This window comes from Streptomyces sp. NPDC051020 (genome assembly GCF_040683105.1).
Taxonomy (GTDB): domain Bacteria; phylum Actinomycetota; class Actinomycetes; order Streptomycetales; family Streptomycetaceae; genus Streptomyces.
In genome coordinates, this window is sequence record NZ_JBFBCG010000003.1 from 150,919 (window position 1) to 176,064 (window position 25,146).

The following is a 25,146-nucleotide window of genomic DNA, read 5'->3' on the forward strand; positions in this document are numbered from 1 at the left end:
CGTTCCGGCCGCACATGCCGCGGCCGGGCGCGGCATCTGCGCTGCAGAGCAGTACCCTGTCGATTCACTCGTACGGCCGCCACGGCGTACCAGCCCCTGGCCGACAGCAGTGAAACCGTTTATGGAAGGCGGTCCGTCCGATGAGCGAAGCCCCCGACCCCGAGGTCGTCGAGCTGGCGACCAAGGTCTTCGACCTGGCGCGCCGCGGGGAGACCGAGACGCTCGCCGCGTACGTGGACGCCGGTGTGCCCGCAAACCTCACCAACGACCGGGGCGACTCGCTGCTCATGCTCGCCGCGTACCACGGGCACGCCCCCGCGGTCGCCGCCCTCGTGAGCCGGGGAGCCGACCCGGACCGGGCCAACGACCGCGGGCAGACGCCGCTCGCCGGAGCCGTCTTCAAGGGCGAGGCCGCGGTGATCGAGGCGCTGCTCGCCGCGGGCGCCGACCCGGACGCCGGTACACCGTCCGCAACGGACGTCGCACGCATGTTCGGCAAGGCCGACCTGCTGGGACTCTTCGGCTCCCGCTGAACGGGTTCGCCGTAAATGTGGTCGCGGTGGCGAAATGGCTGGGTCATCATGACGTCGCGGGCCCGATTCGGGCCACCGACGAGAGGCAGAGGAAGATGCTCTACAACAAGCAGAAGACGGCGGTCGGCCGATCATGTTGCTGCGCGGCGTAGTGCCCACCAGGCACTTGGAACTGCACAGTCCCGGTTGCGTCGACAGCTTGATGTGAGGCTTCTCCCATGTTCGATCCGTTCATAGCGCCGAGCGGCACCCTGCTCGGCCTGCTGCAGAGGGGCCGCGGCGACGGCACGCTCCACGCGCTTGCCGCACCGCGCCCCGAGGCCCTCGCGGCGCTCAACCACTGTGTCCTGAGCGACCCGCGTCACGACTGGCAGGTCGAGAACCGCTCCCTCTACTACGCACGCCTGTATCTCGACCTCGACGGCGGCATCGAGGAGATCGAGCGGCACCTCTGCGATCCCGACGACCACATCGACACCGACGACTCGCGGACCGGCCTGGCCCTCGCGGTCCTCGGCCACCTCGCCTCGTACGGACGCGGCGACGCCCTGGCCCTGCTGCGGCGGTACGCGGCGACGGGCGCCAACTGGGCGTGGGCCCTCGACGAGCTGGCCCTGCGTGACGACGACGCCGGGCTCCGTTCCCTCGCCGTGCCCGTCCTCGGCCGGTTCCCCGCCACCGAGGAGGGCGCCGCCGAACTCGCGGCCGCCGTACGGGACGCCTTCGAACCCCGGCCCTGGCGGCTGTGGGCCGAAGACCCGCGTGAAGCGGTCGGCGCCCGGGTCAGGGCCGCCTCCGAACAGGGCTCGTTCGACCGCTGGCAGCGGCAGATGCGGCCCGGCGGCCCACGCCCCGGCTGGAGCGTCCAGGCCGTGTTCGACTGGGCCCAGCAGGGACTGGACCGCGGCAGCGTCCTGCACGTACCGGCCGCCCGCTGCCTCACCGCCGTCGCCGGTCCCGAGGACCGGCCGTTCATCGTCGAGACCGCCCGCAGCGGCCCGGACGGCGCCCGCTGCGCTGCCCTGCACTACCTCTCCGAGGTCAGGGACCCCGCTGTCCTCGACCTGATCGAGGCCGCGGCGGTCAGCCCGTCGAGCATCGTCGCCGACGCGGCCGTGTCGGCCTTCGAGCGGATGTGCGGCGACGCGGCGGTGGATCGGGCCCGGCGCTGGGCCCGACGGCCCGACGCGCTCGGCGCCTCCGCCGCCGGCGTGCTCGCCTGCCGGGGCGGAGCGCAGGACGCCTCCTTCGTCCTCGCCGCCCTGCGCGACGCCGTACGCGGTGAAGGACCGGACGCACCGCGCCTGTGGACCCTGGTCGACGGCACGGGCCGGCTGGGCATCGCCTGTGCCGCACCCGTCCTGCGCCATGTCTACCGGGAGACGTCCTCCTCCCATTTGCGCGGCCGGGCGGCCCGCGCGCTCGCCGCCACCGACCCCTCCTTCGCCACGGGCTTCGCCGTCGAATGCCTGTGGGACTGTGAGGAGTCCACCCGCGAGGTCGCCGCACTCCATGCGGAGACCGGCGACATCAGGGTCGCCGAACGGCTGCGGCGACTGGCCGCCGACCCGGCCGAAGAGGCCGAGGTGCAGACCGCGGTACGCAGCAGGATCGGGCCCGACGCCCCCGCTGTCTGACGCGCTCCAGGCACAGCAGGACGCAGCGCTTCGGGGGAGCGCGGCGTACCCGCCCACGAACGTCCAACGCTCATGGGACGTTCCCCGAGGGGAAAGATCCAAGTCGGCCCAGTCACGTCCGGCGCGACGACAACACGGGTATGCGTGTCGTCATCGTCACCGAATCCTTCCCGCCCGATGTCAACGGCGTGGCCCACTGCACCCTGCAGACCGCCCGGCATCTCGCCGCGCGCGGCCACGAACCGCTCGTCATCGCCCCGGCCACCGCCGGCGCGACGACCACGTCCCGCTCCTCCTCACCCCCGTACCCCGGCACCTCGGGCGGCACCGACCTCTTCGCGTCGGCCGCGCCCTGCCCCGTGGTGCGCGTCCCGTCCGTGCCGCTGCCCGGCTATTCCCAGGTCCGGGTGGCGCTTCCCAGCCGTCGGCTGACCGCGGCCCTCATCGACCACCGGCCCGAACTCGTCCATCTCGCCGGACCGTTCGTGCTCGGCGTCCGCGGCATGGCGGCCGCCGCCCGGCTGGGGCTGCCGACCGTGGCCGTCTACCAGACCGACCTGGCCGGCTACGCCCGTACCTACCTCGGCGCCGGCGAGAACACCGCCTGGCGGCGGATGCGCGCCGTGCACAGCGCCGCCGACCGCACGCTCGCTCCGTCGACCGCCGCCGTCCGCGACCTCACCGACCACGGGGTGGAGCGGGTGCAGCTGTGGCCGCGCGGCGTCGACACCGTACGGTTCCGGCCCGCGCTGCGCGACGAGACGCTGCGCCGGCGCCTCGCCCCCGGCGGGGAGAAGCTCGTCGGATACGTCGGCCGGCTCGCCCCGGAGAAGCATGTGGAACTTCTCGCTGGAGCCTGCGGATTGCCGGGCGTGCGGGTCGTGGTCGTCGGCGACGGCCCGAGCGGCGCCTCGCTGCGCGCGGCTCTGCCCGGCGCCGCCTTCCTCGGCCGCAGGACCGGGGACGACCTCGCCCGGATCGTCGCGTCGCTGGACATGTTCGTGCACACCGGCCCGTACGAGACGTTCTGCCAGACCGTGCAGGAGGCGATGGCCTCCGGTGTGCCCGTGATCGCCCCGGCGGCGGGCGGACCGCTCGACCTCGTCGGCCACGGGCGGACCGGGCTGCTGGTCCCGCCGCGCGACGCCGATGCGGTACGGGCGGCCGTCGGCGCACTCGTTGCGGACCCGGCCCTCGCGGCGGCGTACGGGCGGTCCGGGCGGGCCATGGTCGAGGGCCGCACCTGGGAAGCCGTCGGCGACCAGCTGCTCGGCCACTACGACGAGGTGCTGCGCGACCGGCAGGCGGTGGCCGCATGACCGGGCGCGAGCGGGGAACGACCATCGTTCGTCTGGCGAACTTCGTCACCCCGTCCTCCGGCGGACTGCGCACCGCCCTGGACGAACTCGGCCGCGGCTACCTCGCGGCCGGGCACAAGCCGGTGCTCGTCGTCCCCGGCGACACCGCCGGCGATGTGTACACGGAGCAGGGCAGGGTGATCACTCTGCCCGGTCCGGTGCTGCCGGGCAGCGGCGGCTACCGCGTGCTGGCCGGCCGCCGCAGGCTCCGCCACCTTCTCGGAACGCTGCGGCCCGACCGTCTGGAGGTCTCTGACCGCACCACCCTGCGCTGGACGGGCGAGTGGGCGCGCCGCGCCAGGGTGCCCGCCGTGATGGTCTCCCACGAGACGGCGGACGGGGTGCTCCGCACCTGGGGCGTACCGGCGATCGCGGCCGGACGCGCCGCCGACCGCCTCAACATCCTCAGCGCTCACGCCTACACGAGGATCGTCTGCACCACGGAGTGGGCGGAGCGTGAGTTCATACGGATCGGCGCGCACAACGTGGTCCGCGCCCCGCTCGGTGTGGATCTGCGGCGCTGCCGCCCCGGCCGCCGCAGCACGGTCCTGCGCGCCCGCCACGCGCACGGCCGGTCCGTACTGCTTCTGCTGTGCTCCCGCCTCTCGGTGGAGAAACGTCCCGGCCGCGCCCTGGATGCCCTCGCCGTCCTGAACGGCCTGGGCGTGCCTGCGACGCTGCTCGTCGCGGGCGACGGGCCGCTGCGCGCGGGGCTGGAGAGCCGGGTGCGGGCGGAGCGGCTGCCGGTCGAGTTCCTGGGCCATGTGCGCGACCGGGAGCGGATGGCGGATCTGCAGGCCGCGGCCGACATCTGCCTGGCGCCCGGCCCCGCCGAGACGTTCGGCCTCTCGGCCCTGGAGGCACTGGCCTGCGGCACTCCGGTGGTGGCGAGCGCGAGTTCAGCGCTGCCGGAGGTGATCGGCGGTGCGGGAGCCGCTGCGGCGGACACCGGGGGCGCATTCGCGGCGGCGGTACGGCAACTGCTGGCGCGCCCGGAGAACCAGCGGCGCACGGCGGCGAGACAACGTGCCGAACTCTTCGGCTGGGACCGCTCGGTGGCCGCGTTCCTGGCGGCGCACCAAGTGCCGCAGCGGGGCGGGATGCGGGGAGCGCTCACATGACGGGGGTGCGGGCGGGCGGCGCGGAGGGTGCCGTGGCAGTGCCGGTCGTGCCAGGGGTGCCCGTGCCGGTCTGCCGGCCGGCTCCCGTGCCCGTCACGGAGGCTCCGCCGGAACCGACCGCGCCGCCCGGGAGCCCCCACCCGCCGATCCGGTTCGCGGCGCTCGGGGACTCGCTCACCGAAGGAGTCGGTGATCCTGTCCACGGTGGCCGGCGCGGCTGGGCCGCGTTGCTTGCCGAGGGCATCGGCGACCGGCACCGGGGCGTCGAGTTCCGTAACTTCGCCGTCAGCGGTTCGCTCTCCGGCGACGTCCGCGACCGGCAGGCTCCGGCCGCCGCCGCCTTCCGGCCCGACCTCGCCTCCGTGGTCGTCGGCGTCAACGACACCCTCCGCCGCTCCTTCGACATCCGGATCGTCGCCCAGCGGCTCGACGAGGTCTGTGCGCTCCTGACCGGCGGCGGAGCGGTACTCCTGACGGCGTGTCTGCCCGATCCCGGTTCCGTCCTCGGGCTGCCCGCACCCCTGGGGCGCCCGTTGGCCCGGCGCCAGAGTGCGGTGAATGCCGTGGTGCATGCCCTGTCCGCCCGCTACGACGCCGTCCATCTGCACGCCTCGGACGGGACATGGGTCTCCGACCGTTCACTGTGGAGCGTCGACCGGCTCCATCCGGCCGAGCGTGGCCATCGGTCGGTCGCGGCCGGATTCCACGCCCTGCTCGCCGCCCGCGGTCTCGCCCTCGGCGCCCCGCCCGGACGCGAGCCGGAGCAGCCGCCGCCCAGCCGTGCCGATTCGTTGTTCTGGCTGGCCACGGCGGGCACCGGGTGGCTGGTGCGGCGGAGCACCGATCTGCTGCCTCAGCTGCTGTGCCTGGCGGGAGCGGAGGTACGGCACTGGGCGTGCGGCACGAGCGGGCAGCTGGACCGACGGGCCGACCAGGCGTTGCAGGGCGCGCTCGCCGCCGTCACGCCCGAGGGGCGGCACGTCGCGTCCTAGGGCGTGTTTCGAAAGTCCCGTCTGCCAGGCGGCGTCTGGCAGGCTTTGCCCCGTCGCGTCGTCCGTCGCGCCCGTTCGGTTGGCCACAAGCCCTGGTAGCTGCTCCCGCAAGCTCTCGGCTTCGTCAGAGCAGGGGAGACCCCCACTCCAGGACCTCCGGCCGCCTACGCACCGGACGACGCTCCTGATCGGGCAAACATTGCCGGTCACGGCACTGGTTGTCCGCGCCACGCGTCAGTATGGAGGGATGACGGGACGCTGGGAGTTCTGGATCGACCGTGGCGGCACGTTCACCGACGTGGTGGGCCGTGATCCCGACGGGCACCTGGTCACCCGCAAGCTCCTCTCGGACGACCCGGACCGCTACCGTGACGCCGCCGTCGCCGGGATCCGCCTCATGCTCGGCCTCGGCCCCGCCGACCCGGTCCCCGCCGACCGGGTCGGCAGCGTGAAGATGGGCACGACCGTCGCCACCAACGCCCTGCTCCAGCGGCGTGGGGAGCCGACCGTCCTGGTCACCACCGCAGGGTTCCGGGACGCCCTGCGCATCGCGTACCAGAACCGCCCGCGCCTCTTCGACCGCCGCATCCTGCTGCCGGAGGCCGTGTACGACCGGGTGATCGAGGTCCCGGAGCGGATCGATGCGCGCGGCCGGACCCTCACCCCCCTCGATCTGCCTGCGACCGCAGCGCAGTTGAGAGCCGCGAGGGCGGACGGCTTCCGCAGCGCGGCGGTCGTCCTGATGCACGGCTACCGACACCCCGCCCACGAGACCGCCGTCGCCGCCGCGGCCCGTGAGGCAGGTTTCACCCAGGTCAGCTGCTCGCACGAGGTCAGCCCGCTGATCAAGCTGGTACCGCGCGGCGACACCACCGTCGTCGACGCGTACCTCTCGCCGATCCTGCGCCGGTACGTCGAGGAAGTCGCGGGCGAACTGGAGTCCGTCCGGCTGATGTTCATGCAGTCCAACGGCGGACTGCGGGAAGCCGCGCACTTCCGTGGCAAGGACGCGGTGCTGTCCGGCCCCGCCGGTGGGGTGGTCGGCATGGCCCGTACGTCCGGACAGGCCGGTTTCGACCGGGTCATCGGCTTCGACATGGGCGGCACCTCCACCGATGTCTCGCACTACGCGGGCGAGTTCGAGCGGGAGCTCGGCACCCAGGTGGCCGGGGTGCGGATGCGCGCCCCGATGATGAACATTCATACCGTCGCGGCCGGCGGCGGCTCCGTCCTGCACTTCGACGGCCGGCGCTACCGGGTCGGACCCGACTCCGCGGGCGCGGACCCCGGCCCGGCCTGCTACCGCAGGGGCGGGCCGCTCACGGTCACCGACGCCAATGTGATGCTCGGCCGGGTCCAGCCCGCGCACTTCCCGGCAGTCTTCGGGCCGGAGGGAAACCTGCCGCTCGACGCCGACGTCGTGTGCGAGCGGTTCGGAGCACTCGCCGACGAGGTGGCACAGGCCACCGGCACGCGGCGCACCGCAGCCGAGGCCGCGGCCGGATTCCTGGAGATCGCCGTGCTCAACATGGCGAACGCGGTCAAGAAGATCTCCGTGGAGCGCGGCCACGACATCACCCGCTACGCCCTCACCTGCTTCGGCGGCGCCGGCGGTCAGCACGCCTGCGCCGTCGCCGACGCACTCGGCGTCGACACCGTCCTCGTGCCACCGCTGGCCGGGGTGCTGTCCGCGTACGGCATCGGTCTCGCCGACGCCACCGCCATGCGCGAACAGTCGGTCGAAGCGGAGCTCGACGCCGAAGGCACCCGGGCCGCAGTCGACGCGCTCTGCGCGGAACTGGCCGCCCGCACCCGCGCCGAACTGCACGCCGACGGACTCGAGGACAGCGCCATCAGTACCCACGCCCGGGTCCTCCTGCGCTATGCCGGCACGGACGCGAGCCTGCCCGTCGACCTGGACACCCCGCCCGCGATGACACGGGCGTTCACGGACGAGCACCGAGCCCGCTACGGCTTCACCATGGACAGACCACTGCTCGTCGAGGCGGTGTCGGTCGAGGCGACCGGTGCGGCGGGCCGGCACGTACCGCACCCGGTGGATCGGACGGTCCGCGAGGGCACGCCACAACCCCACGACACGGTAAGGATGTTCGCCGACGGCCGATGGCGGGACACCCCGCTCCACCGGCGCGAGGCGCTGCAACCGTCGGACACCGTGACCGGTCCCGCCGTGATCGCCGAGGCCGACGCCACCACCGTCGTCGACCCCGGCTGGCAGGTCACCATCGGCGACACCGGCCATCTGCTGCTCACTCGGGTCCGCCCCCGCCCCGACCGGACCGCCGTCGGCACGCGGGTGGACCCGGTCATGCTGGAGGTGTTCAACAATCTCTTCATGTCGATCGCCGAGCAGATGGGCGTGCGCCTGGAGAACACCGCCCACTCCGTCAACATCAAGGAGCGGCTCGACTTCTCCTGTGCGCTCTTCGACGCGGACGGCAACCTGATCGCCAACGCCCCGCACATTCCGGTACACCTCGGCTCGATGGGGGAGTCCATCAAGGAAGTGCTGCGGCGCAACGGCTCCACCATGCGTCCCGGCGATGTGTATGCCATCAACGACCCGTACCACGGGGGCACACATCTGCCCGATGTGACGGTGGTGACCCCGGTGTTCGACGAACGCGGCGAGAACGGGCCGGGGCTGAGATTCCTGGTGGCGTCACGTGGCCATCACGCCGAGATCGGCGGCATCACCCCCGGCTCCATGCCCGCGTTCAGCCGCACCATCGACGAGGAAGGGGTGCTGTTCGACAACTGGCTGCTGGTGAGGGACGGCAGGTTCCGCGAGGCCGAGACGCGCGAGCTGCTCACCACCGCCGCGTACCCGTCCCGTGACCCCGACACCAATCTCGCCGATCTGCGGGCCCAGATCGCCGCCAACGAGAAGGGCATCGCGGAACTGCGCCGCATGGTGGACCAGTTCGGCGCCGAGGCCGTCCACGCGTACATGGGCCACGTGCAGGACAACGCAGAGGAGTCCGTACGCCGGATCATCGCGCGGCTGCACGACGGTTCGTACCGCTACGAGACCGACAACGGCGCCGTGATCGAGGTCGCGCTGACCGTGGACCGTACCGCCCGCAGTGCGATCGTCGACTTCACCGGCACCTCGCCGCAGCAGCCCGGGAACTTCAACGCCCCGAAGTCCGTCGTCATGGCCGCGGTTCTGTACGTCTTCCGGACCCTGGTCGCCGACGACATCCCGCTCAACAGCGGCTGCCTCAAACCCCTGGAGGTCAGAGTCCCGGCGGGTTCGATGCTGGCGCCCGTCCATCCCGCGGCCACCGTCGCGGGCAATGTGGAGACCTCCCAGGCCGTCACGGGCGCGCTGTACGGGGCGCTCGGCATCCAGGCCGAGGGCTCCGGCACCATGAACAACCTGACCTTCGGCAACGACCGCGTCCAGTACTACGAGACGGTGGCCAGCGGCTCGGGCGCCGGCGACGGCTTCGACGGCACCGACGCCGTGCAGACCCATATGACCAATTCCCGGCTCACCGATCCCGAAGTGCTCGAATGGCGCTACCCGGTCCTGGTCGAGAGCTTCCGGGTACGGGACGGCAGCGGGGGAGCGGGTCGGTGGCACGGCGGCTGCGGGGTCGAGCGCAGACTCCGGTTCCTCGAACCCGTCACGGTGGCGCTGCTCACCGGACATCGCCGCGTCCCTCCGTACGGCATGGCGGGCGGCGAACCGGGCGCGCTGGGCAGCCAGCACATCGAGCGAGCCGACGGGAAGAACACGGTCACCTCGCTGGAGGGATGTGACACGGCCGAACTGGCGCCCGGCGATGTGCTGGTCCTGCGCACACCCGGCGGCGGAGGATACGGAGTGCCGCAGCCGGTCGCTTCTGCGCCGTTTCGACCGTTGTCGGTGTGAGGACCTAATCTGTGCAGCGTGACTTCGCCTGCCTACACGGACAACGCTGCGCCCCAGCTCAGCGCGGGGCCGCGGCCCGCCCCGGGCCCGGCTGCCGACGAGGGGCTCTCCCGGCGGCTGCGCGCGCTCGCCTGCACGGCGCCGCTGCACGACCTCGACGTGCGCAAGGCGAATCTGGCCGGTGAGTACACGGTCTACGCGATGGCGGAGGTCGCCCTCGCCGCGATCGACCAGGTCACGCTGCACATGGACTTCGACACGGGCGCCGACCACGAGCAGATAGTGGCCAAACTGCTCCCGCGCGTCGCTGCCCAGGCGCCGTATCGTCCCACCGCGGAGCACGAGCGAGTCGCCCGCTGGGTGCTCGACAACCTGATCAACGTCGGAAGCGTGGACCGCGGCTTCCGCGCGGTGTACGGCACGTTCGGCCCGGACGGGGTCTATGTCCGCAGGGACTACGACTTCAAGCTGATCGAAGAGGTACCCGGGTACGGCGGCAGCGTCTATCTGAGGGCCACCGACGAAGCGGTCAACGTCCTGGTCGGCGCCCTCGACACGGACGTCACCAGCGCCCAGATCGCCGCCGAGGTGAAACTGGAGGTCCTGATCAGCCGGGGCCGTCTCGCCGATGCGCAGCTCGCCGCCGAACAGGCCCGCTACCGCACCGTGCAGTACGCGGAGACGCTCCGCAAGACGCTGGAGGCGACCCGGCGCAACGTCAGGGCCGTCGACTGGCTCAACGCCGTGCCCGACATGATTGCCGAGGCACTGGACCACGTGGCCGACCGCTACCGCCACGAGAACGCGATCCTCACCAACATCCGCAAGGCCCGGGACGAGGCGGAGGACCCCGAGCACAAGCGCCGCGCCGCCGAGCTCGTCGACATAGTCAAGGACTGCATCCGTCGCCACACCCAGCTGCAGTCCCGCCTGTTGGACGCGGGACCGCTGTTCCGGGCCGAGCAGGACCGGCAGGCGTTCGCCACCCCCACGGCCAGGACCGGCCTCGACCTGTACGGCCAGCTGGTCGCCCCGCTGCTGCCGCTCCCCGTCGAAGAGGCGATCCGCGTCACCGACGCGTTCTTCGCCCATGGCACAGGGCTGCGCACGCCCACCTCGGTGCGGGTGGGCGACCTGGTCGACATGCTGCTCACCCCGCCCCTGGAACGGGAGCATCTGGGTGCCGAGATGCCCGAGCCGGATCTGATCGCCACCCCGGACGACAGCAGGTTCAGCGAGGAGCAGCTGGCGAGCGCCATGAACCTCCTCGATCTGGAGCACGACGCACCGCGCCGGCTCTCCGGACTCCTCGCCGAGGCCCGGCGGAGTGATCCGGACCTGCCCTATCTGGTGGCCCTGCTCGCGGTGCACGCCGCGTCCCCGCCGGTCGGCACCGCCTACCGGCAGGGCGAGCGGCGCCTGCTGTTCGCCGTCGACGACGGGACCCGGCTGGACGACCCGGAGTTCGGCGGGGCGGACCTGATCGTGGGCATGGCCCTGCTGGACGCGGCGGGCATGGCCGCGGACCGCTCGGAGGCCTCATGAGCGGGCGGGGGCGCCGGACCCGGCGGAAGCCTGATCACCGCCGGTCCCGGGCCGCCACGTCCGGATGCGCGGTTCCGCCCGCACCCTTCCGTACGGACGCCGTGAGAGCCGGCGCCGCCCACCCCGTACCACCGAGATCCCGCACCGAGGAGCGACCGTCGTGAGCGACTACCGCGCAGAGCACACCGACGCGTGGAGCGAGCCGACCGCCGGGTACGCGACCGAGGGCGACGCCGCCCACGAGCCTGCGGCACCCACCGCAGTCACCCCGGCCGACGCGGCCGACGCCGCCCGGCTCGTCGCCTTCGGGCTGCAGCCCAAGCTGCTGCCCGCCCGCGACGCCGAATACGCCGAGCTCCTCCGGCGCTACCGGGAGGAGACCCCCTTCGCCCGGCTCGCCGATGCCGTGGCCACCGGACTCGGTCTCGTCGTCCTGGAGGTCTCCACCCGGGCCGGCATGGCCGTGACGGCGGGCGAGGATTCCGTCTTCGCCGTCCGCATGGGCGACTACGCCCGCCGCGCATCCTCCGACTCGGCCGACCGCTTCCTGCACGGGCTGGCTCATCTCGCCGTCGCCGCCATGGCCTTCCCGCGCCCCGAGGACCTCGCTGACGACGCGTACATCGGCCGGGTCACGGTCAACGGCATCGACGCGTTCGTACGCCAGGCCTGCCACCGCCTGGAGGAGCGGGCCGAGGAACACGGCGACAACACCGACCCGGCCACCGACGCCCCGGGGCTGGAAGCCGCCTGGCGGATCTATGCCCGGCGCAGCGCCACCGGCGCGACGAAGGACGCCCGGCGGCTGGCCGGATCCACCACTGGCATCGTCGGCAAGGCCGTCGCCTTCCTCACCGACTCCGGCTTCCTCCAGCGCACCGGGGACGACGCCGGAGGAGCCTTCCGTACCACCGCCCGCTACCAGCTGCAGGTACGCGACATGGCGGGTACCGCCGCCATGGCCGAACTCCTGGAACTCGGCGTCGTACCCGTCACCGACGGAACGGCGACACTGCTGCCGCCGCCCGACGGCGACGACCTGGAGCTGGCGGCCGACGCCGGTCTGCCCTTCCACGCCTGAGCACCCCCACCGCCGCCCCACTCCTGCTTTCCGAACGACGAGAGTCCGCCGCCATGTACGAGCTGTCCCGGGTCCGCCTCTACTCCATCGGGCCTGCCGGTGCGCGCTACGCCGACACCGTGCTTGACCTGCGCGGAGTGGGCGAACCCGTGCCCAACCCCGCGCCGGCCCAGGCGGAGTTCTTCGAGGAGGAGCCGGTTGGCCCGCCGCGCCGCCCGGCACCCGCCGGTGTGCTCTTCCTGGAGAACGGCGGCGGCAAGTCCGTCCTGCTGAAGCTGATCTTCTCCGTGATGCTGCCCGGCCACCGCAACACCCTCGGCGGCGCCAGCTCCGGCGTACTGCGCAAGTTCCTGCTCGCCGACGACTGCGGGCATGTCGCCCTGGAGTGGCAGCACACCCTCACGGGCGAGTGCGTCGTCGTCGGCAAGGTCAGCGAGTGGCGCGGACGGCAGGTCTCCAACGACCCGCGGAAGTTCGCGGAAGCCTGGTACTCCTTCCGCCCCGGACCCGGTCTCAGCCTCGACTCGCTGCCGGTCGCCGAGGCCACCGCCGTCGGCCGCCCCGTCGAAGGCGCCTCCGGCGCCCAGGGCAGGCGCCGCACCATGAAGGGCTTCCGGGACGCCCTCACGGATGCGGGCAAGTTCTACCAGCACCTCGATGTGCACTGGGAAGAGATCCACGACCGGTGGAACGAGCACCTCGGCGACCTGGGCCTCGACCCCGAACTCTTCCGCTACCAGCGCGAGATGAACGCCGACGAGGGTGAGGCGGCCGGGCTCTTCGCGGTCAAGAAGGACTCCGACTTCACCGACCTGCTGCTCCGCGCCGTCACGGACACTCGCGACACGGACGGTCTCGCCGACCTGGTCAGTGGCTTCGGCAACAAGCTGGGCCGCCGGGCCGAACTCACCGCGGAACGCGACTTCACCGCAGGCTCCGTCGACCTGCTCGGCCGGATCGTCGAAGCCACCGGCACCCGCTCCCGTACACGCGACATCCACGCGGGCGCCGAACACCGCACCCGCACTCTCGCCCGCAGGCTCTCCGCCCGGGCCGCCCAGGAGCGCGGCCGCACCGCCGACCTCGCCCAGCAGGTGACGGGCGCTGCCCACACCGTCACCGCCGCCGAGGAGGCCCGCAGCCGCAGCGCTCTCATCGCCGCCGAACTGGCCTACCGGCACGCCTCCCTGGCCCTGGCCGCAGCCGAGAAGGGCGCGGCCGCTCAGCGCCGCGAACTGGTCGACGCCCGCACCCTGCACTCCGCGTGGCAGGCTGCCGAAGCAGTGCTGCGCCACCGCGCCGCCGCCGACCGGTCCGCGCGCGTCGCCGTCGCCATCCGCGAGGCCGAACGCGACGCCGCGCCCGCGCTCGCCGCCCGCGCCACCGCTGCTGCCGACCTCGTACGCGCTCTGCACACTGCCGCGGAAGCCGGCGAGCAGCTGGCCAACGAGGAGGAGGAGCGCTCCAACACCCTCCAGGCCTCGGGCGAGACCGCCCACCGGGATGCCACCACCGCCGCCACGGAGGCCCAGCGCGCCCGCAGTGAGGCCGGACATCTGCGCCAGCGCCTCGCCGAGGTCGAGCAGGAGACCGCCGAGGCGGTACGGGCGGGCTGGCTCGACAACACCGCGCCGGACGCCGATCCGGCGCGGGCCGCCCTCGCCGCGAGCGACGCCGAACAGTCCACCGTCGCCGCCTGGAACGACGCACGGGAAGCGGCCGGAGCCGCGGCCGACCGGGCCAGGGAAGCGGCGGCCGCCGAGAGCCGAGCCGAGCTCGCCGCAGCGCGCGCCGCGGACGGTGCGCAGGCGGCGGACCAGTCGTACGAGGCCGAATTCAGGGCCGCCGAGTCGATCGCCGCCGACCACCGCCTCGCCGACCTGCTGGGCCTCCCCTCGGCTCACGGCGTCGGTGTGCCCCGGCCCCGTCGCGGAGCCACCGGCAACGCACCGGGCGGCGCGTCAGGCACCGCGGCACCGCATGCCCCGGCGCCGCAGGACGGGCGCGAGGACGGGGCAGGAGCAGGTACGGCCTCCGGCACCGCCGCGGCCGGCTCCGATCGGCAGGCCGTAGCCGGCCAGGCACTCGCCACCGACCGCACCGCCACGGGCGAGCACTCCCTGACCGCCGAACAGCCGCTCACCGCAGAGGAGTTCGACCGGAGCGCCGACGAGCTGAGGGAGCTGCTCGACGAGGGCATCGCCGGCGCCGAACGCCGCCTCTTCGAACTGCGCACCGCCGCGGCCGACGACTCCCGTATCCTCGGCGCACTCGGCGACGGCGGACTGCTGCCGCCCGGACCCGACGTGCTCGCCACCGTCGAATACCTCGGTGAGCACGGCATCCCGGCCCTGCCGGGCTGGCGCTACCTCGCCCAGGCCGTCGACCCGGCCGACCACGCGGCGGTGCTCGCCGCCCGCCCCGAGCTCGTCGACGGCGTGATCATCACCGACGCCGACTCGCACGCCCGCGCCCGCGAGGTCCTGGGCGGCGCCGCCCTGCTGCCACGCTCCGCCGTTGCCGTCGGCACGACCGCCGCACTGCTCGCCCCCGTACCCGCCCCCGGCACCGGCTCCGCCCGGAGCACCGACGGGGTGTTCCTCGTCCCGCCGAACCCGGCGATGCACGACGAGCATGCCGCCGACGAGGAACGCCAGGCGCTGCGGAGCCGGGCCGCCGACCGCGACGAGGACATCCGCACGCTTGCGGCCCGCCTCGCCGGAGACCGGTCCCTCGCCGCCCGGATCGGCTCCTGGCGCACCGACTGCCCGCCCGGCATGCTCGCCGAGCTCGCCGAGGCCGCCCGTACCGCCCGCACGGCCGCCGAGACGGCCCAGGCCGTGCTCGCCGAGGCCCGTTCGGCGCGCGCCGAGGCCGACGAAGCTGCCGCGGACACCGCCCGCGTCCGCGACGAGCGCCAGGAGGCCGCCCAGCGTGCCCGCCGCGTCGCCGACGCCCTCGCGGGCCTGGCCCACCGGCTCCGCGAACGCTCGCGCTGGCAGGCACGACTGCGCGAGCTCGTCGAGGAGGCGGCCGAGTCCGAGGCCCGCGCCACCGTCTGCCTGGAGCGGGCCCGCGCCGCCGACGAAGACCGCAGGGCCGCCCAGCGCGCGGCCGACGACGCCCGCCGCACCGCCCGAGCCCTGCGCGCCGAACGTGCGGAGATCGCAGGCGCCCCGGAGAACCTCCCTGAGCCCGAGGGCGATTCCCCACGCCCCGCCCTCCCCGCCCTGCGCGAGGCCTACCGGGCCGCATCCCAGCTGTACGAGAAGGTGGGTGTCGGCGCCGACCTGCGCGCCGAACAGGCCCGCGCCGAGAGCGACGAGAGCGCCGCCCTCGCCGAACTGGACCGGCTCACCAACAAGGTCCGCACCCGCGCCGCCCAGCTCCTCGAAGGCACCGACGGAGCCGACGGCCCGTCGCGCCAGGCGGCCGCCGCCCGCGCCGAATCCCTGGTCCAGCTCCTGGAGACCCGGGCCTCCGCCGCGAGCGAGCAGCTCGGCCGGCTGCGCGGCGAGGCCGAGCGTCTCGCCCCGGTCGACGGCGAGACCCACCACACCGAGCTCCCTGACGAGCTGGTCCCCGCCGAAGCCGAGCAGGCCCAGACCCTCCTGCGTACGGCCACGGCCGAACTCGGCACCGCCACCGGCGCCCTGGACACCGCCCGCGCCGCCCACGCCGAACTGCTCCACGCCCACCGCACCGCCGAGGCATCCGCCGGAGGCTTCGACGAGACCGCCGCCCTGTTGCGCGACCTTCTCAGGGACCACGGCGCCGACGACGACCCGGAGGCCCCCGAGCCGTACCCCGGCAGCCTTGACGAGGCCCGGCAGTCCGCGGCCGAGGCCCGTCGCTCGCTGCGCGGCTGCACCGCCGACCTCTCCGCCGCCGAAAGCGCCGTACGCGAAGCGAGCGACGTCCTCGTACGGCACGCCAACTCCACCCGCTACGAGCAGGTCCGTACCCCTGCCCGGCAGCAGATCCGCGAACTCCCGGCCGCGGCACTGCCGGAGCACGCCGAGAAGTGGGCCGCCGCCTTCGCGCCCCGACTCCGCGTCCTCACCGACGAGCTGGCCCAGCTGGAGCGCAACCGCGACTCCATCATCGACCGGCTCCGCGGACTCGTGGAGTCCGCACTCACCACCCTGCGTTCCGCCCAGCGGCTCTCCCAGCTCCCCGAGGGCCTGGGGGAGTGGTCCGGCCAGGAGTTCCTCCGAATCCGCTTCGAGGAGCCCGACCAGGCGACGCTCACCGAGCGGCTCGGCGACGTCATCGACGAGGCCACTCGCGCCGCCCTCAAGAAGAACTCCGACCTGCGGCGGGACGGCATGTCCCTTTTGCTGCGCGGCGTACAGGCGGCCCTGGAGCCCAAGGGCATCGCCGTGGAGATCCTCAAGCCGGACGCGGTGCTCCGCGCGGAACGCGTCCCGGTCGGACAGATGGGCGACGTCTTCTCCGGCGGCCAGTTGCTGACCGCCGCCATCGCCCTGTACTGCACGATGGCCGCCCTGCGCAGCAACGACCGGGGCCGCGACCGGCACCAGCACCGTCACGCCGGCACGCTCTTCCTCGACAATCCCATCGGCCGCGCCAATGCCACGTATCTGCTGGAGCTCCAGCGCGCGGTGTCGGACGCCCTCGGCGTACAACTGCTCTACACCACGGGTCTGTTCGACACCACGGCGCTCGCCGAATTCCCGCTGGTCATCCGGTTGCGCAACGACGCGGACCTGAGGGCGGGCCTGAAGTACATCAGTGTGGAGGAACACCTGCGCCCCGGCCTGCCACAGCAGGATCCGAACGGCGAGACGGTGCACGGAGAGATCACCGCGACCCGCATGTTCAAGCGCACACCGGCGGCGCCCGACGCATCAGAGGCAGCCGGAGCCCTCGACGCACCCCGGGCCCCCGAGCCGCCCCGGCGTGCCGGAATGCCGTCCGGCTAGCGCGACTTCGACGTCCTGCCGGGGCACTAAGGCCCCTCCCGGCAAGCTGTGCCACGTCGGGTAGACACTGCCGGGCGCGGCACGAGGTCAAGCCCGCGACAGGCTGCGCGTGCCCCGGCGGCGTATCCGAGCTGCCTCCCGGTCCGCGGCCCTCGCCGCCCGACGGGCCGCACGCCGCTCCCGGCGCAGCTGCCGTGCAGAGCTGCTGGGCATGGACACCACGCCATGGCGTTGATTCCAGACCTGGCGGGTCACCCACACGTCCAGCACGGACCAGGTGGCGACCACCGTGCTGCCCACGCTGCTCAGCACCATCGGGAAGGCCAGCCACGAGCCCGTCAGAGTGGCCAGGAACGCCACCATGGCCTGGATGATCGTCAGCGACATGATGAGCACGGCGCGCACGGCCGACGCACGCACCGGATCCGGCATACGTCGCCGTGCCGCAGGCTCCTCCACCCACAGCGGCTGCCGCGGGATCCGTGTCCCGCCCATCGCCGGCGCCCCCGTGCTCCGACGCTCTTCCGTGTCCAAGGGCTTTCCACTCCCACCGCTGTCCGACTTCAGGGTTGTTGCCCGGCATGGGCCGTTTCTACGCAGACGGACCGGATCGCCCTGCCGTACGCCCTCTTCGTAATCCCCTACCCCGTGCCCCAACGCCCGTACAGACAGACGAGTGAATCATCGTGAAGATTCCCTTGATCCATCATGGAACGAAGACTTCCAGCCAACTGCCATGTGAGGGAATGCAGCGCTCTGACAGGTCTCTTCTGCCGCTTTCGTGAACTTCATCTCCTGGAATACCAAGACAACCCACGCCCAGCGCCTGCTAGTCCGGCTGAAAATCGTCCGGACATGCCTTCGAGTTGTCTGTGAGGCAGTAGTAGGCTCGCGCCGTTTATTGACGGAACACCGCCCCCGCACGAGGGGCTGAGCTGGGGGAGGCCATGCGCTTTCGCGGAAAGTCCATCCGCAGGAAGATCGTGGCGTTGCTGCTGGTGCCGCTCGTCTCCCTCACCGCCCTCTGGGGTTTCGCCACCTACCTGACCGGCCGCGAGGCCAACCAGCTGATGGGTGCGAGCACGATCGTGGAGAAGGTCGGCCACCCGCTGGAGGACGCCGTCCGGGTGGTCCAGAACGAGCGCCGGCAGACCCTCGTCTTCCTCGCGGACCCCCGCGCCTCCGACGCCCTTCCCCTGCTGCACCGCCGGCGTGCCGCCACCGACCGCGTCGTGGCGGACGTCAAGAAGAGCGCACAGCAGAAGAGCATTCGCGACGCTCTGAGCACCGACGCCGAAGCGCAGCTCAATTCGATCCTCAGCGCCGTCGATGGTCTCGGCGCGCTCCGCGACTCGGTCGAGAAGCGCACCATCGACCGTAATCAGGCACTGGATTTCTACAACGGTCTCATCGATCCCTGCTACCGCTTCCTGACCGGCCTCCACACCATGGAAGACGTGTTGCTGGACAAGCAGCTACGCGCCCTGGTGGGCATCTCACGGGCCCGCGAACTGCTGTCCCGGGAGGACGCACTGGTCGCCTCGGCACTCGTCGCCGGTCGGCTCGACGCCCCTGAACTCCGACAGATCTCCGACCTCGTCGCGAACCGCAAGCTGCTCGTCGAGATCAACAGCGAGGCACTCCCGGTGGCGGAGCGGCGGCGGGTGGAGCAGTACTGGGCGAGCCCGGAGAGCGAGCCGCTGCGCGCCGCGGAGAACAAGATTGTCGCCGCGGGCCCCACCGACAACCCCCGCGCGGTCGACGCCGAACGCTGGCAGGAAGTGGCTCCGCCGGTCCTGGACCGGCTGGCCAACGAATCGACCGAGATGAACAACCGCTTCCAGGACCGCGGCAAGCCCGCCGGATACAGCGTTCTGATCAAGGCCGGTGTCGCGGGTGTCCTCGGCTTCCTCGCCCTGCTCGTCTCCGTCTTCGTCTCCGTACGCATCGGCCGTGAGCTCGTCCGCGACCTTTCCCGGCTCCGCAAGGACGCCCACGAGGTCTCCGGCGTACGGCTGCCGAGCGTGATGCGCCGCCTTGCCGCGGGCGAGCACGTCGACGTCGAGACCGAAGCCCCGCAGCTGAGGTACGAGAAGGACGAGATCGGCCAGGTCGGCCAGGCACTCAACACGCTGCAACGCGCGGCCGTCGAGGCCGCGGTCAAGCAGGCCGACATGCGCCGCGGTGTCTCCGAGGTCTTCGTCAACCTCGCCCGCCGCAACCAGGTGCTGCTGCATCGCCAGTTGACGCTGCTGGACGCCATGGAGCGCCGGACCGAGAACACCGACGAACTCGCGGATCTCTTCCGCCTGGACCACCTCACCACCCGCATGAGGCGGCACGCCGAGGGCCTCGTGATCCTCTCCGGCGCCGCGCCGTCCCGGCAGTGGCGCAAGCCGATCCAGCTGATGGACGTGGTGCGCGCGGCCGTCGCCGAGGTCGAGGACTACGAGCGCGTAGAGGTCCGCCGGCTGCCGCGCCTCGGCGTGGGCGGGCCGGCCGTAGCCGACCTCACGCACCTGATCGCCGAACTCCTCGAGAACGCCACCGTGTTCTCACCCCCGCACACCGCGGTCCAGGTGCACGGCGAACGCGTCGCGAACGGCTTCACCCTCGAGATCCACGACCGTGGCCTCGGCATGCCGCCCGAGGTCCTCCTGGACGCCAATCTGCGGCTCGCCGAGACACCGGAGTTCGAGCTCTCCGACACCGACCGGCTCGGCCTCTTCGTGGTGAGCCGACTGGCGCAGCGGCAGAACGTCCGGGTCTCGCTGCAGACCTCTCCGTACGGAGGCACCACCGCCGTCGTCTTCATTCCGGCGGCCCTGCTCACCGATGCCGCCGATACGCACGGCTCGGGATTCCGCCTCGACCGACGGGCCGAGAAGGCGATCGGCAGCGGTAGGACCGGCAAGGAGGCGCCGCGCGACGACAAGAACCGCAGGGACGGCGTGGCGGACCGGCGGACAGCCGATCGCGCGGGCGAGGCCAGGCCCGGCGTACTCGCTCCGGTCTCCAGCGGGTTCGCGGACCCGACCGCCCTGGACGGACCGGTCGAGCTCGAAGGGCCGGTCGACGCGCTCGGCTTCATGTCGGACCCCGTACTCGATTCCGAACTCGCTCCGGTTCTCGACGCAGTGTCCGACATCGAAGACACCGAGAGCGAACGCGGTGGCATCTTCCGCGCCCGCGACCTCCGTCGTGACGCCGACCGCGAACAGCACCAGCAGGCGTCCGACCGGATCTCCGGACCCACGGCCGATGTCCGGGCGATGCGCCCGGGCGGCCCGGTACCGCTGCCCCGACGCACGTCACCGACGCTGGTCACCGACCGCGGCCGCCGCGTTGACGAGGCCGGCCGCGTGCACCCGACGACGACCACCGACCGGGAGCCGACGGACACCGGCAGGGACACCGGCGCGTCCTCGTACGACAACGGTCGTTCCACTTATGTCCCCGGGCAGTCCACCAGCGACGCCTGGGTCTCCGCCGCCACCCGGCGGCCCACCGAACCCCGGCAGCCCACCGGCTTCCGGACATCCACCGAGCCCGCCGCACCCGCGTCGGCACCCCCTGAAGCGACGCCATCGACCGCACCCCCCTCGCACCCGGGAACCGTGGGCGGACTGCCCCGCCGGATCCGGCAGGCCAACCTCGCCCCACAGCTCCGCGAAACATCCGGCGGACGTGCTTCCGAGCCGGCCCGATCGGGACCGGCCGAGGACATCGAGCGGGACGCGGACGAGGTACGCAGCCGAATGGCCTCGATGCAACGAGGCTGGCAGCGCGGCCGTCGGCAGAACGCCGGGGAAGCGACCGGGCCCGGTGAGACAGCTCAAGGAACCACTCCGGGAGGGGACGGTCGATGACCGCACCGAACGCCGCAGCATCCAACGCCACACGCCAGGGATCCGGCGAACTCAACTGGCTGCTCGACGAACTCGTCGAGCGTGTCGGCAGCATCCGCAAGGCTCTGGTGCTCTCCAGCGACGGCCTCCCCACCGGCACGTCCAAGGACCTGACCCGGGAGGACAGTGAGCATCTGGCGGCCGTCGCCTCCGGATTCCACAGCCTCGCCAAGGGCGTCGGGCGCCACTTCGACGCGGGCCGTGTCCGTCAGACCGTCGTCGAACTCGACGAGGCGTTCCTCTTCGTCACGGCCGCCGGTGACGGCAGCTGTCTCGCCGTGCTGGCAGACTCGGACTCCGACGTGGGGCAGGTGGCGTACGAGATGACGCTGATGGTCAAGCGTGTGGGGGCACACCTGGCCAACGCCCCACGGACGCCCGGTCTGCCCGCCGGAGGGTGAGGGGCGGGCATGAGCGCTGACTCGTCCCGGGGCACACCCCCCGGATCCCCGGCCGCTCCCACGGACCCGCAGTCGTCACGCTGGTACGACGCCGACGCGGGGCCGGTGGTCCGTCCGTACGCGATGACCCGGGGCCGTACCAGCAGCGCGTCCCGCCACCGTCTCGACCTGATCGCGGTTGTCGTCCCCGAACCGGCGGCCGACGACCCCGGCCGGGACCAGACGCTCTCCCCGGAACACGTGGAGATCGTCGAACTCTGCAGCACCATGCCCCAGTCGATCGCCGAGCTGGCGTCCGGTCTGGATCTCCCCGTCGGGGTGGTCCGGGTGCTGGTCGGCGATCTCGTCGAGGACGAGCTGGTGCATGTGACCCGTCCCGTTCCGCCGGCCGAGCTGCCGGACGTGAACATTCTTCGCGAGGTGATCAATGGCCTTCGGGCGCTCTAGCCGCAGCAGGCGGCCCGTGGAGCCGGTTACCTTGAAAATCCTGGTGGCGGGCGGCTTCGGCGTGGGCAAGACGACGCTGGTGGGCGCGGTCAGCGAGATCAGACCACTACGGACGGAGGAGCGGCTGAGCGAGGCCGGCCGCCCGGTGGACGACACGGCCGGAGTCGAGTCCAAGACCACCACCACGGTGGCCATGGACTTCGGGCGGATCACGCTCCGCGAGGACCTGGTGCTGTATCTCTTCGGCACACCGGGGCAGGACCGGTTCTGGTTCCTCTGGGACGAACTGGCCCAGGGAGCCCTGGGCGCGGTCGTCCTCGCCGACACCCGGCGTCTGGAGGACTGCTTCGCGGCCGTCGACTACTTCGAGCAGCGCGCGATCCCGTTCACCGTCGCCGTCAACTGCTTCGAGGGAGCCGACCGGTTCCCGACGGAGACGGTGCAGGCGGCGCTGGACCTCGACCCCGAGGTACCGGTGCTCATGTGCGATGCGCGCGACCGGTCCTCGGTACGGGACGTGCTGGTGGCGGTCGTCGAGCACGCACTCGCCCACGCGGACCGGCTCCGCGAGCCGGCCACCACCTGAGCACAGCGGCGGAACGCGGCCCGTACCCCCGCCGACCGGGGTACGGGCCGCGCGTCGTGGGGCCACCGGATGCGGGACCGCCCAGGGAACGGCGTACTCCGGGACCGCGCACGGCCCATGTCCGCAGCCGCCTCAGGAACCGCGAAACGGCCGGTGCACGGAGCCTCTACCTGCTGTCGACGCCCTCCTCTTCCCAGCCCAGGCTCCGCTCCACGGCCTTGCGCCAGTTGTCGTACTCGCGCTCACGGATCTCCGGCTCCATGCGCGGTTCCCACTCCACATCGCGCTGCCAGTGCGTCTTGAGCTCATCGAGCCCCGACCACACCCCGGTCGGAAGCCCCGCCGCGTACGCCGCGCCCAGGCACGTGGTCTCGGAGATCTTCGGCCGGATCACCGGAACCCCAAGAACATCCGCCTGGTGCTGCATGAGCAGTCGGTTCGCCGTCATCCCGCCGTCCACCTTGAGCGTCGTGATCGGCACTCCCGAGTCCTGGTACATCGCTTCGACGACCTCACGCGTCTGCCAGCTGGTCGCCTCCAGAACGGCGCGGGCCAGATGCGCCTTGGTGACGTAGCCGGTGAGCCCGGTGATGACCCCCCGGGCGTCCGAACGCCAGTAGGGGGCGAACAGCCCGGAGAAGGCAGGGACGACGTACGCCCCGCCGTTGTCGTCGACGCTCGCCGCCAGCGTCTCGATCTCCTCGGCGCTCCGGATGATCCCGAGCTGGTCGCGGAACCACTGGACGAGCGCCCCGGTGATCGCGATCGAGCCCTCCAGGCAGTAGACGGGGGGCTGGTCGCCGATCTTGTAGCCGAGCGTGGTGATCAGCCCGCTCTTCGACGGCACGGGCCTGTTCCCGGTGTTGAGGAGCAGGAAACTCCCGGTGCCGTATGTGTTCTTGGCAGTACCCGGGTCGTAACAGGCCTGTCCGAAGACCGCTGCCTGCTGGTCGCCGAGCGCGGAGGCCACGGGCACCCCGGCGAGTGTGCCGACCGCCGTCCCGTACACCTCCGCCGACGACCGGATCTCCGGAAGCACCGCCGCCGGGACGTTCATCGCCGTGAGGATCGACGGATCCCACTCCAGCGTCTCCAGACTCATCAGCATCGTGCGCGACGCATTGGTCACGTCCGTGACATGGACGCCGCCGTCCGTGCCGCCGGTGAGATTCCAGATCAGCCAGGAGTCCATGGTGCCGAAGGCGATCTCGCCCCGCTCGGCGCGGCTCCGCAGGCCCGGTACGTGGTCCAGCAGCCAGGCGGCCTTGGGGCCGGAGAAGTAACTGGCCAGTGGCAGCCCGGTAATGCCCCGGAAGCGGTCCTGACCGTCCGCGCCGCCGAGCTCATGGCAGAGGGCGGCCGTACGGGTGTCCTGCCAGACGATGGCGTTGTGCACGGGCTGCCCGGTCGCCCGGTCCCACAGCACGGTCGTCTCGCGCTGGTTGGTGATGCCGAGCGCGCTGAGCTGCTGTGCCCGCAGCCCGGCATTGGCGAGCGCACCCGCCACCACGGCCTGGACCGTGGTCCAGATCTCGGTGGCATCGTGTTCCACCCAGCCGGGTTTCGGGAAGATCTGGCGGTGCTCGCGCTGGTCGACGGCGACAATCGCGCCGTCCTGATCGAAGATGATGCAGCGGCTTGATGTGGTGCCCTGATCGATGGCGGCGACAAACCTGCCCGTCATGACGTCCCCTTGTCGCGAGGTCGAGAAGCCGAAGTGGCAGAACCTGGATGACCGGAACCCGCCCTCGGGCGGGTTCCGGCGCTAGAAGGCGGCATGGAAGACGATGCCCGCCAGGACCCCGCCCACCAGCGGTCCCACCACCGGGATCCAGGAGTAACTCCAGTCGGAGGTTCCCTTGTTCGGTATCGGCAGCAGTGCGTGCACCAGCCGCGGACCGAGGTCACGGGCCGGATTGATCGCGTACCCGGTGGGTCCGCCGAGCGACAGTCCGATGCCCACCACCAGCAGGGACACCAGGAGTACGGAGATTCCGGAGCCGTAGACACCAGCCCCTGCCCCCTCCACCGGCCCGATCCCGACCCCGGCGTTCTTCCCGAAAGCCAGGATCGGCAGCACCAGACCGGTTGTCGCAATGATTTCGGTGCCGAGATTTGCCACCGGACTGCGGATCTCCGGACCGGTCGAGAAGATCCCCAGCGTCGGCACGGCCGTCTTCTCGTCCGCGTTGGCGCGGAACTGCGCGTAGTACGTGAGCCAGGCCAGCAGCGCACCGATGATCGCGCCCACCATCTGCCCCAGGATGTAGAGGGGGACCTTGTCCCACTTCCCGGTGTCGACGGCGATGCCGACCGTGACCGCCGGATTGAGATGCCCGCCGGACAGCGGGGCCGCGGTGTACGCACCGGCCAGCACACCGAAGCCCCAGCCGAAGGCGATCACCACCCATCCCGCGGCTCTCGCCTTGGAGTGGTGGAGGGTGACGGCCGCGCACACACCTGCGCCGAACAGGATGAGGATCGCCGTACCGATGACTTCCCCGGCGAAAATGTCTCCATTGCTCATGGCGCTCCTAGGGGTTGTCCGGCGGGTCTCGCCGGTCGCTTCCATGGCTACGGAGGCCGAGGGCAGGGAGGTTCGTTGCCCTGCCCGGCTGTCCGTGACGAGCGTGGTGACCATGTCGGACTGCCGCAGAGCGGAAGTGGCGGCAGCGACTGAGCAAGGAGTG

Annotated in this window: 16 protein-coding genes; 13 read left to right on the forward strand and 3 right to left on the reverse strand. The window is 72.2% G+C overall.

Features of this window, described 5'->3' with window-relative positions:
• The first annotated feature begins 140 nt into the window (after nt 1-140).
• The 9 genes from AB0N06_RS03190 to AB0N06_RS03230 all read left to right on the forward strand — a co-directional run bounded on the left by AB0N06_RS03190 (nt 141) and on the right by AB0N06_RS03230 (nt 17,114).
• A complete protein-coding gene (locus AB0N06_RS03190) occupies nt 141-533 on the forward strand; it encodes an ankyrin repeat domain-containing protein (protein WP_366133037.1) in 393 nt (130 codons plus the stop codon).
• Between the two features lie 218 nt (nt 534-751).
• The gene (locus AB0N06_RS03195) at nt 752-2,170 is read left to right on the forward strand and encodes a HEAT repeat domain-containing protein (protein WP_366133038.1); all 1,419 of its coding nucleotides are present in this window, start codon (nt 752-754) and stop codon (nt 2,168-2,170) included.
• 140 nt (nt 2,171-2,310) lie between these two features.
• Nucleotides 2,311-3,489 carry a glycosyltransferase family 1 protein gene (locus tag AB0N06_RS03200; RefSeq protein ID WP_366133039.1) on the forward strand — a complete coding sequence of 393 codons (1,179 nt, stop codon included), beginning with the start codon at nt 2,311-2,313 and terminating at the stop codon, nt 3,487-3,489.
• Nucleotides 3,486-4,649, forward strand: a complete 1,164-nt coding sequence (locus AB0N06_RS03205) for a glycosyltransferase (RefSeq protein ID WP_366133040.1) — start codon at nt 3,486-3,488, stop codon at nt 4,647-4,649. Before AB0N06_RS03200 ends, AB0N06_RS03205 begins: the two co-directional genes overlap by 4 nt.
• On the forward strand, nt 4,646-5,641 hold the full coding sequence (locus AB0N06_RS03210) for an SGNH/GDSL hydrolase family protein (protein ID WP_366133041.1): 996 nt from the start codon (nt 4,646-4,648) through the stop codon (nt 5,639-5,641). The genes AB0N06_RS03205 and AB0N06_RS03210 overlap by 4 nt, the downstream gene beginning before the upstream one ends.
• A 247-nt stretch (nt 5,642-5,888) precedes the next feature.
• Nucleotides 5,889-9,542 (forward strand): hydantoinase B/oxoprolinase family protein, encoded by a 3,654-nt coding sequence (locus tag AB0N06_RS03215; protein WP_366133042.1) that lies wholly within the window; start codon nt 5,889-5,891, stop codon nt 9,540-9,542.
• 18 nt (nt 9,543-9,560) lie between these two features.
• A complete protein-coding gene (locus tag AB0N06_RS03220) occupies nt 9,561-11,087 on the forward strand; it encodes a hypothetical protein (RefSeq protein ID WP_366133043.1) in 1,527 nt (508 codons plus the stop codon).
• A 160-nt stretch (nt 11,088-11,247) separates the two neighbouring features.
• A complete protein-coding gene (locus tag AB0N06_RS03225) occupies nt 11,248-12,168 on the forward strand; it encodes a hypothetical protein (protein ID WP_366133044.1) in 921 nt (306 codons plus the stop codon).
• A gap of 53 nt (nt 12,169-12,221) precedes the next feature.
• Nucleotides 12,222-17,114 (forward strand): hypothetical protein, encoded by a 4,893-nt coding sequence (locus AB0N06_RS03230; protein WP_366133045.1) that lies wholly within the window; start codon nt 12,222-12,224, stop codon nt 17,112-17,114.
• Between the two features lie 87 nt (nt 17,115-17,201).
• On the opposite strand, the gene AB0N06_RS03235 is transcribed toward AB0N06_RS03230, so the two are convergent.
• Nucleotides 17,202-17,609: a hypothetical protein gene (locus AB0N06_RS03235; protein WP_366133046.1), complete on the reverse strand. Its 408-nt coding sequence runs from the start codon at nt 17,607-17,609 to the stop codon at nt 17,202-17,204.
• Between the two features lie 452 nt (nt 17,610-18,061).
• Here AB0N06_RS03235 and AB0N06_RS03240 point away from each other — a divergent pair, with 452 nt between their 5' ends.
• Genes AB0N06_RS03240 through AB0N06_RS03255 form a run of 4 tightly spaced genes read left to right on the forward strand, consistent with a single transcriptional unit; the run spans nt 18,062 to nt 22,456 of the window.
• Nucleotides 18,062-20,983 (forward strand): nitrate- and nitrite sensing domain-containing protein, encoded by a 2,922-nt coding sequence (locus AB0N06_RS03240; RefSeq protein WP_366133047.1) that lies wholly within the window; start codon nt 18,062-18,064, stop codon nt 20,981-20,983.
• A complete protein-coding gene (locus tag AB0N06_RS03245; protein WP_327247502.1) occupies nt 20,980-21,423 on the forward strand; it encodes a roadblock/LC7 domain-containing protein in 444 nt (147 codons plus the stop codon). Before AB0N06_RS03240 ends, AB0N06_RS03245 begins: the two co-directional genes overlap by 4 nt.
• Nucleotides 21,424-21,432: 9 nt before the next feature.
• Nucleotides 21,433-21,870: a DUF742 domain-containing protein gene (locus AB0N06_RS03250; RefSeq protein ID WP_366133048.1), complete on the forward strand. Its 438-nt coding sequence runs from the start codon at nt 21,433-21,435 to the stop codon at nt 21,868-21,870.
• Complete coding sequence (locus tag AB0N06_RS03255) at nt 21,851-22,456, forward strand: ATP/GTP-binding protein (RefSeq protein ID WP_366133049.1); 606 nt, start codon at nt 21,851-21,853, stop codon at nt 22,454-22,456. Before AB0N06_RS03250 ends, AB0N06_RS03255 begins: the two co-directional genes overlap by 20 nt.
• A 166-nt stretch (nt 22,457-22,622) precedes the next feature.
• Here AB0N06_RS03255 and glpK read toward each other — a convergent pair whose 3' ends face one another.
• Both glpK and AB0N06_RS03265 read right to left on the reverse strand, forming a co-directional pair.
• Entirely contained in the window at nt 22,623-24,140 is a 1,518-nt protein-coding gene (gene glpK, locus AB0N06_RS03260; protein ID WP_366133050.1) for a glycerol kinase GlpK, read from the reverse strand.
• Between the two features lie 81 nt (nt 24,141-24,221).
• Nucleotides 24,222-24,983, reverse strand: coding sequence for an MIP/aquaporin family protein (locus AB0N06_RS03265; RefSeq protein ID WP_366133051.1), 762 nt, complete (start codon nt 24,981-24,983; stop codon nt 24,222-24,224).
• Nucleotides 24,984-25,146: the final 163 nt, after the last annotated feature.

Bases quoted from the DNA above. Each gene is read 5' to 3' on its own strand.
- AB0N06_RS03190 (WP_366133037.1), top strand. From the start codon at position 141: ATGAGCGAAGCCCCCGACCCCGAGGTCGTCGAGCTGGCGACCAAGGTC.
- AB0N06_RS03195 (WP_366133038.1), top strand. From the start codon at position 752: ATGTTCGATCCGTTCATAGCGCCGAGCGGCACCCTGCTCGGCCTGCTG.
- AB0N06_RS03200 (WP_366133039.1), top strand. From the start codon at position 2,311: ATGCGTGTCGTCATCGTCACCGAATCCTTCCCGCCCGATGTCAACGGC.
- AB0N06_RS03205 (WP_366133040.1), top strand. From the start codon at position 3,486: ATGACCGGGCGCGAGCGGGGAACGACCATCGTTCGTCTGGCGAACTTC.
- AB0N06_RS03210 (WP_366133041.1), top strand. From the start codon at position 4,646: ATGACGGGGGTGCGGGCGGGCGGCGCGGAGGGTGCCGTGGCAGTGCCG.
- AB0N06_RS03215 (WP_366133042.1), top strand. From the start codon at position 5,889: ATGACGGGACGCTGGGAGTTCTGGATCGACCGTGGCGGCACGTTCACC.
- AB0N06_RS03230 (WP_366133045.1), top strand. From the start codon at position 12,222: ATGTACGAGCTGTCCCGGGTCCGCCTCTACTCCATCGGGCCTGCCGGT.
- AB0N06_RS03235 (WP_366133046.1), bottom strand. From the start codon at position 17,609: ATGGGCGGGACACGGATCCCGCGGCAGCCGCTGTGGGTGGAGGAGCCT.
- AB0N06_RS03240 (WP_366133047.1), top strand. From the start codon at position 18,062: ATGCGCTTTCGCGGAAAGTCCATCCGCAGGAAGATCGTGGCGTTGCTG.
- AB0N06_RS03245 (WP_327247502.1), top strand. From the start codon at position 20,980: ATGACCGCACCGAACGCCGCAGCATCCAACGCCACACGCCAGGGATCC.
- AB0N06_RS03250 (WP_366133048.1), top strand. From the start codon at position 21,433: ATGAGCGCTGACTCGTCCCGGGGCACACCCCCCGGATCCCCGGCCGCT.
- AB0N06_RS03255 (WP_366133049.1), top strand. From the start codon at position 21,851: ATGGCCTTCGGGCGCTCTAGCCGCAGCAGGCGGCCCGTGGAGCCGGTT.
- glpK (WP_366133050.1), bottom strand. From the start codon at position 24,140: ATGACGGGCAGGTTTGTCGCCGCCATCGATCAGGGCACCACATCAAGC.
- AB0N06_RS03265 (WP_366133051.1), bottom strand. From the start codon at position 24,983: ATGAGCAATGGAGACATTTTCGCCGGGGAAGTCATCGGTACGGCGATC.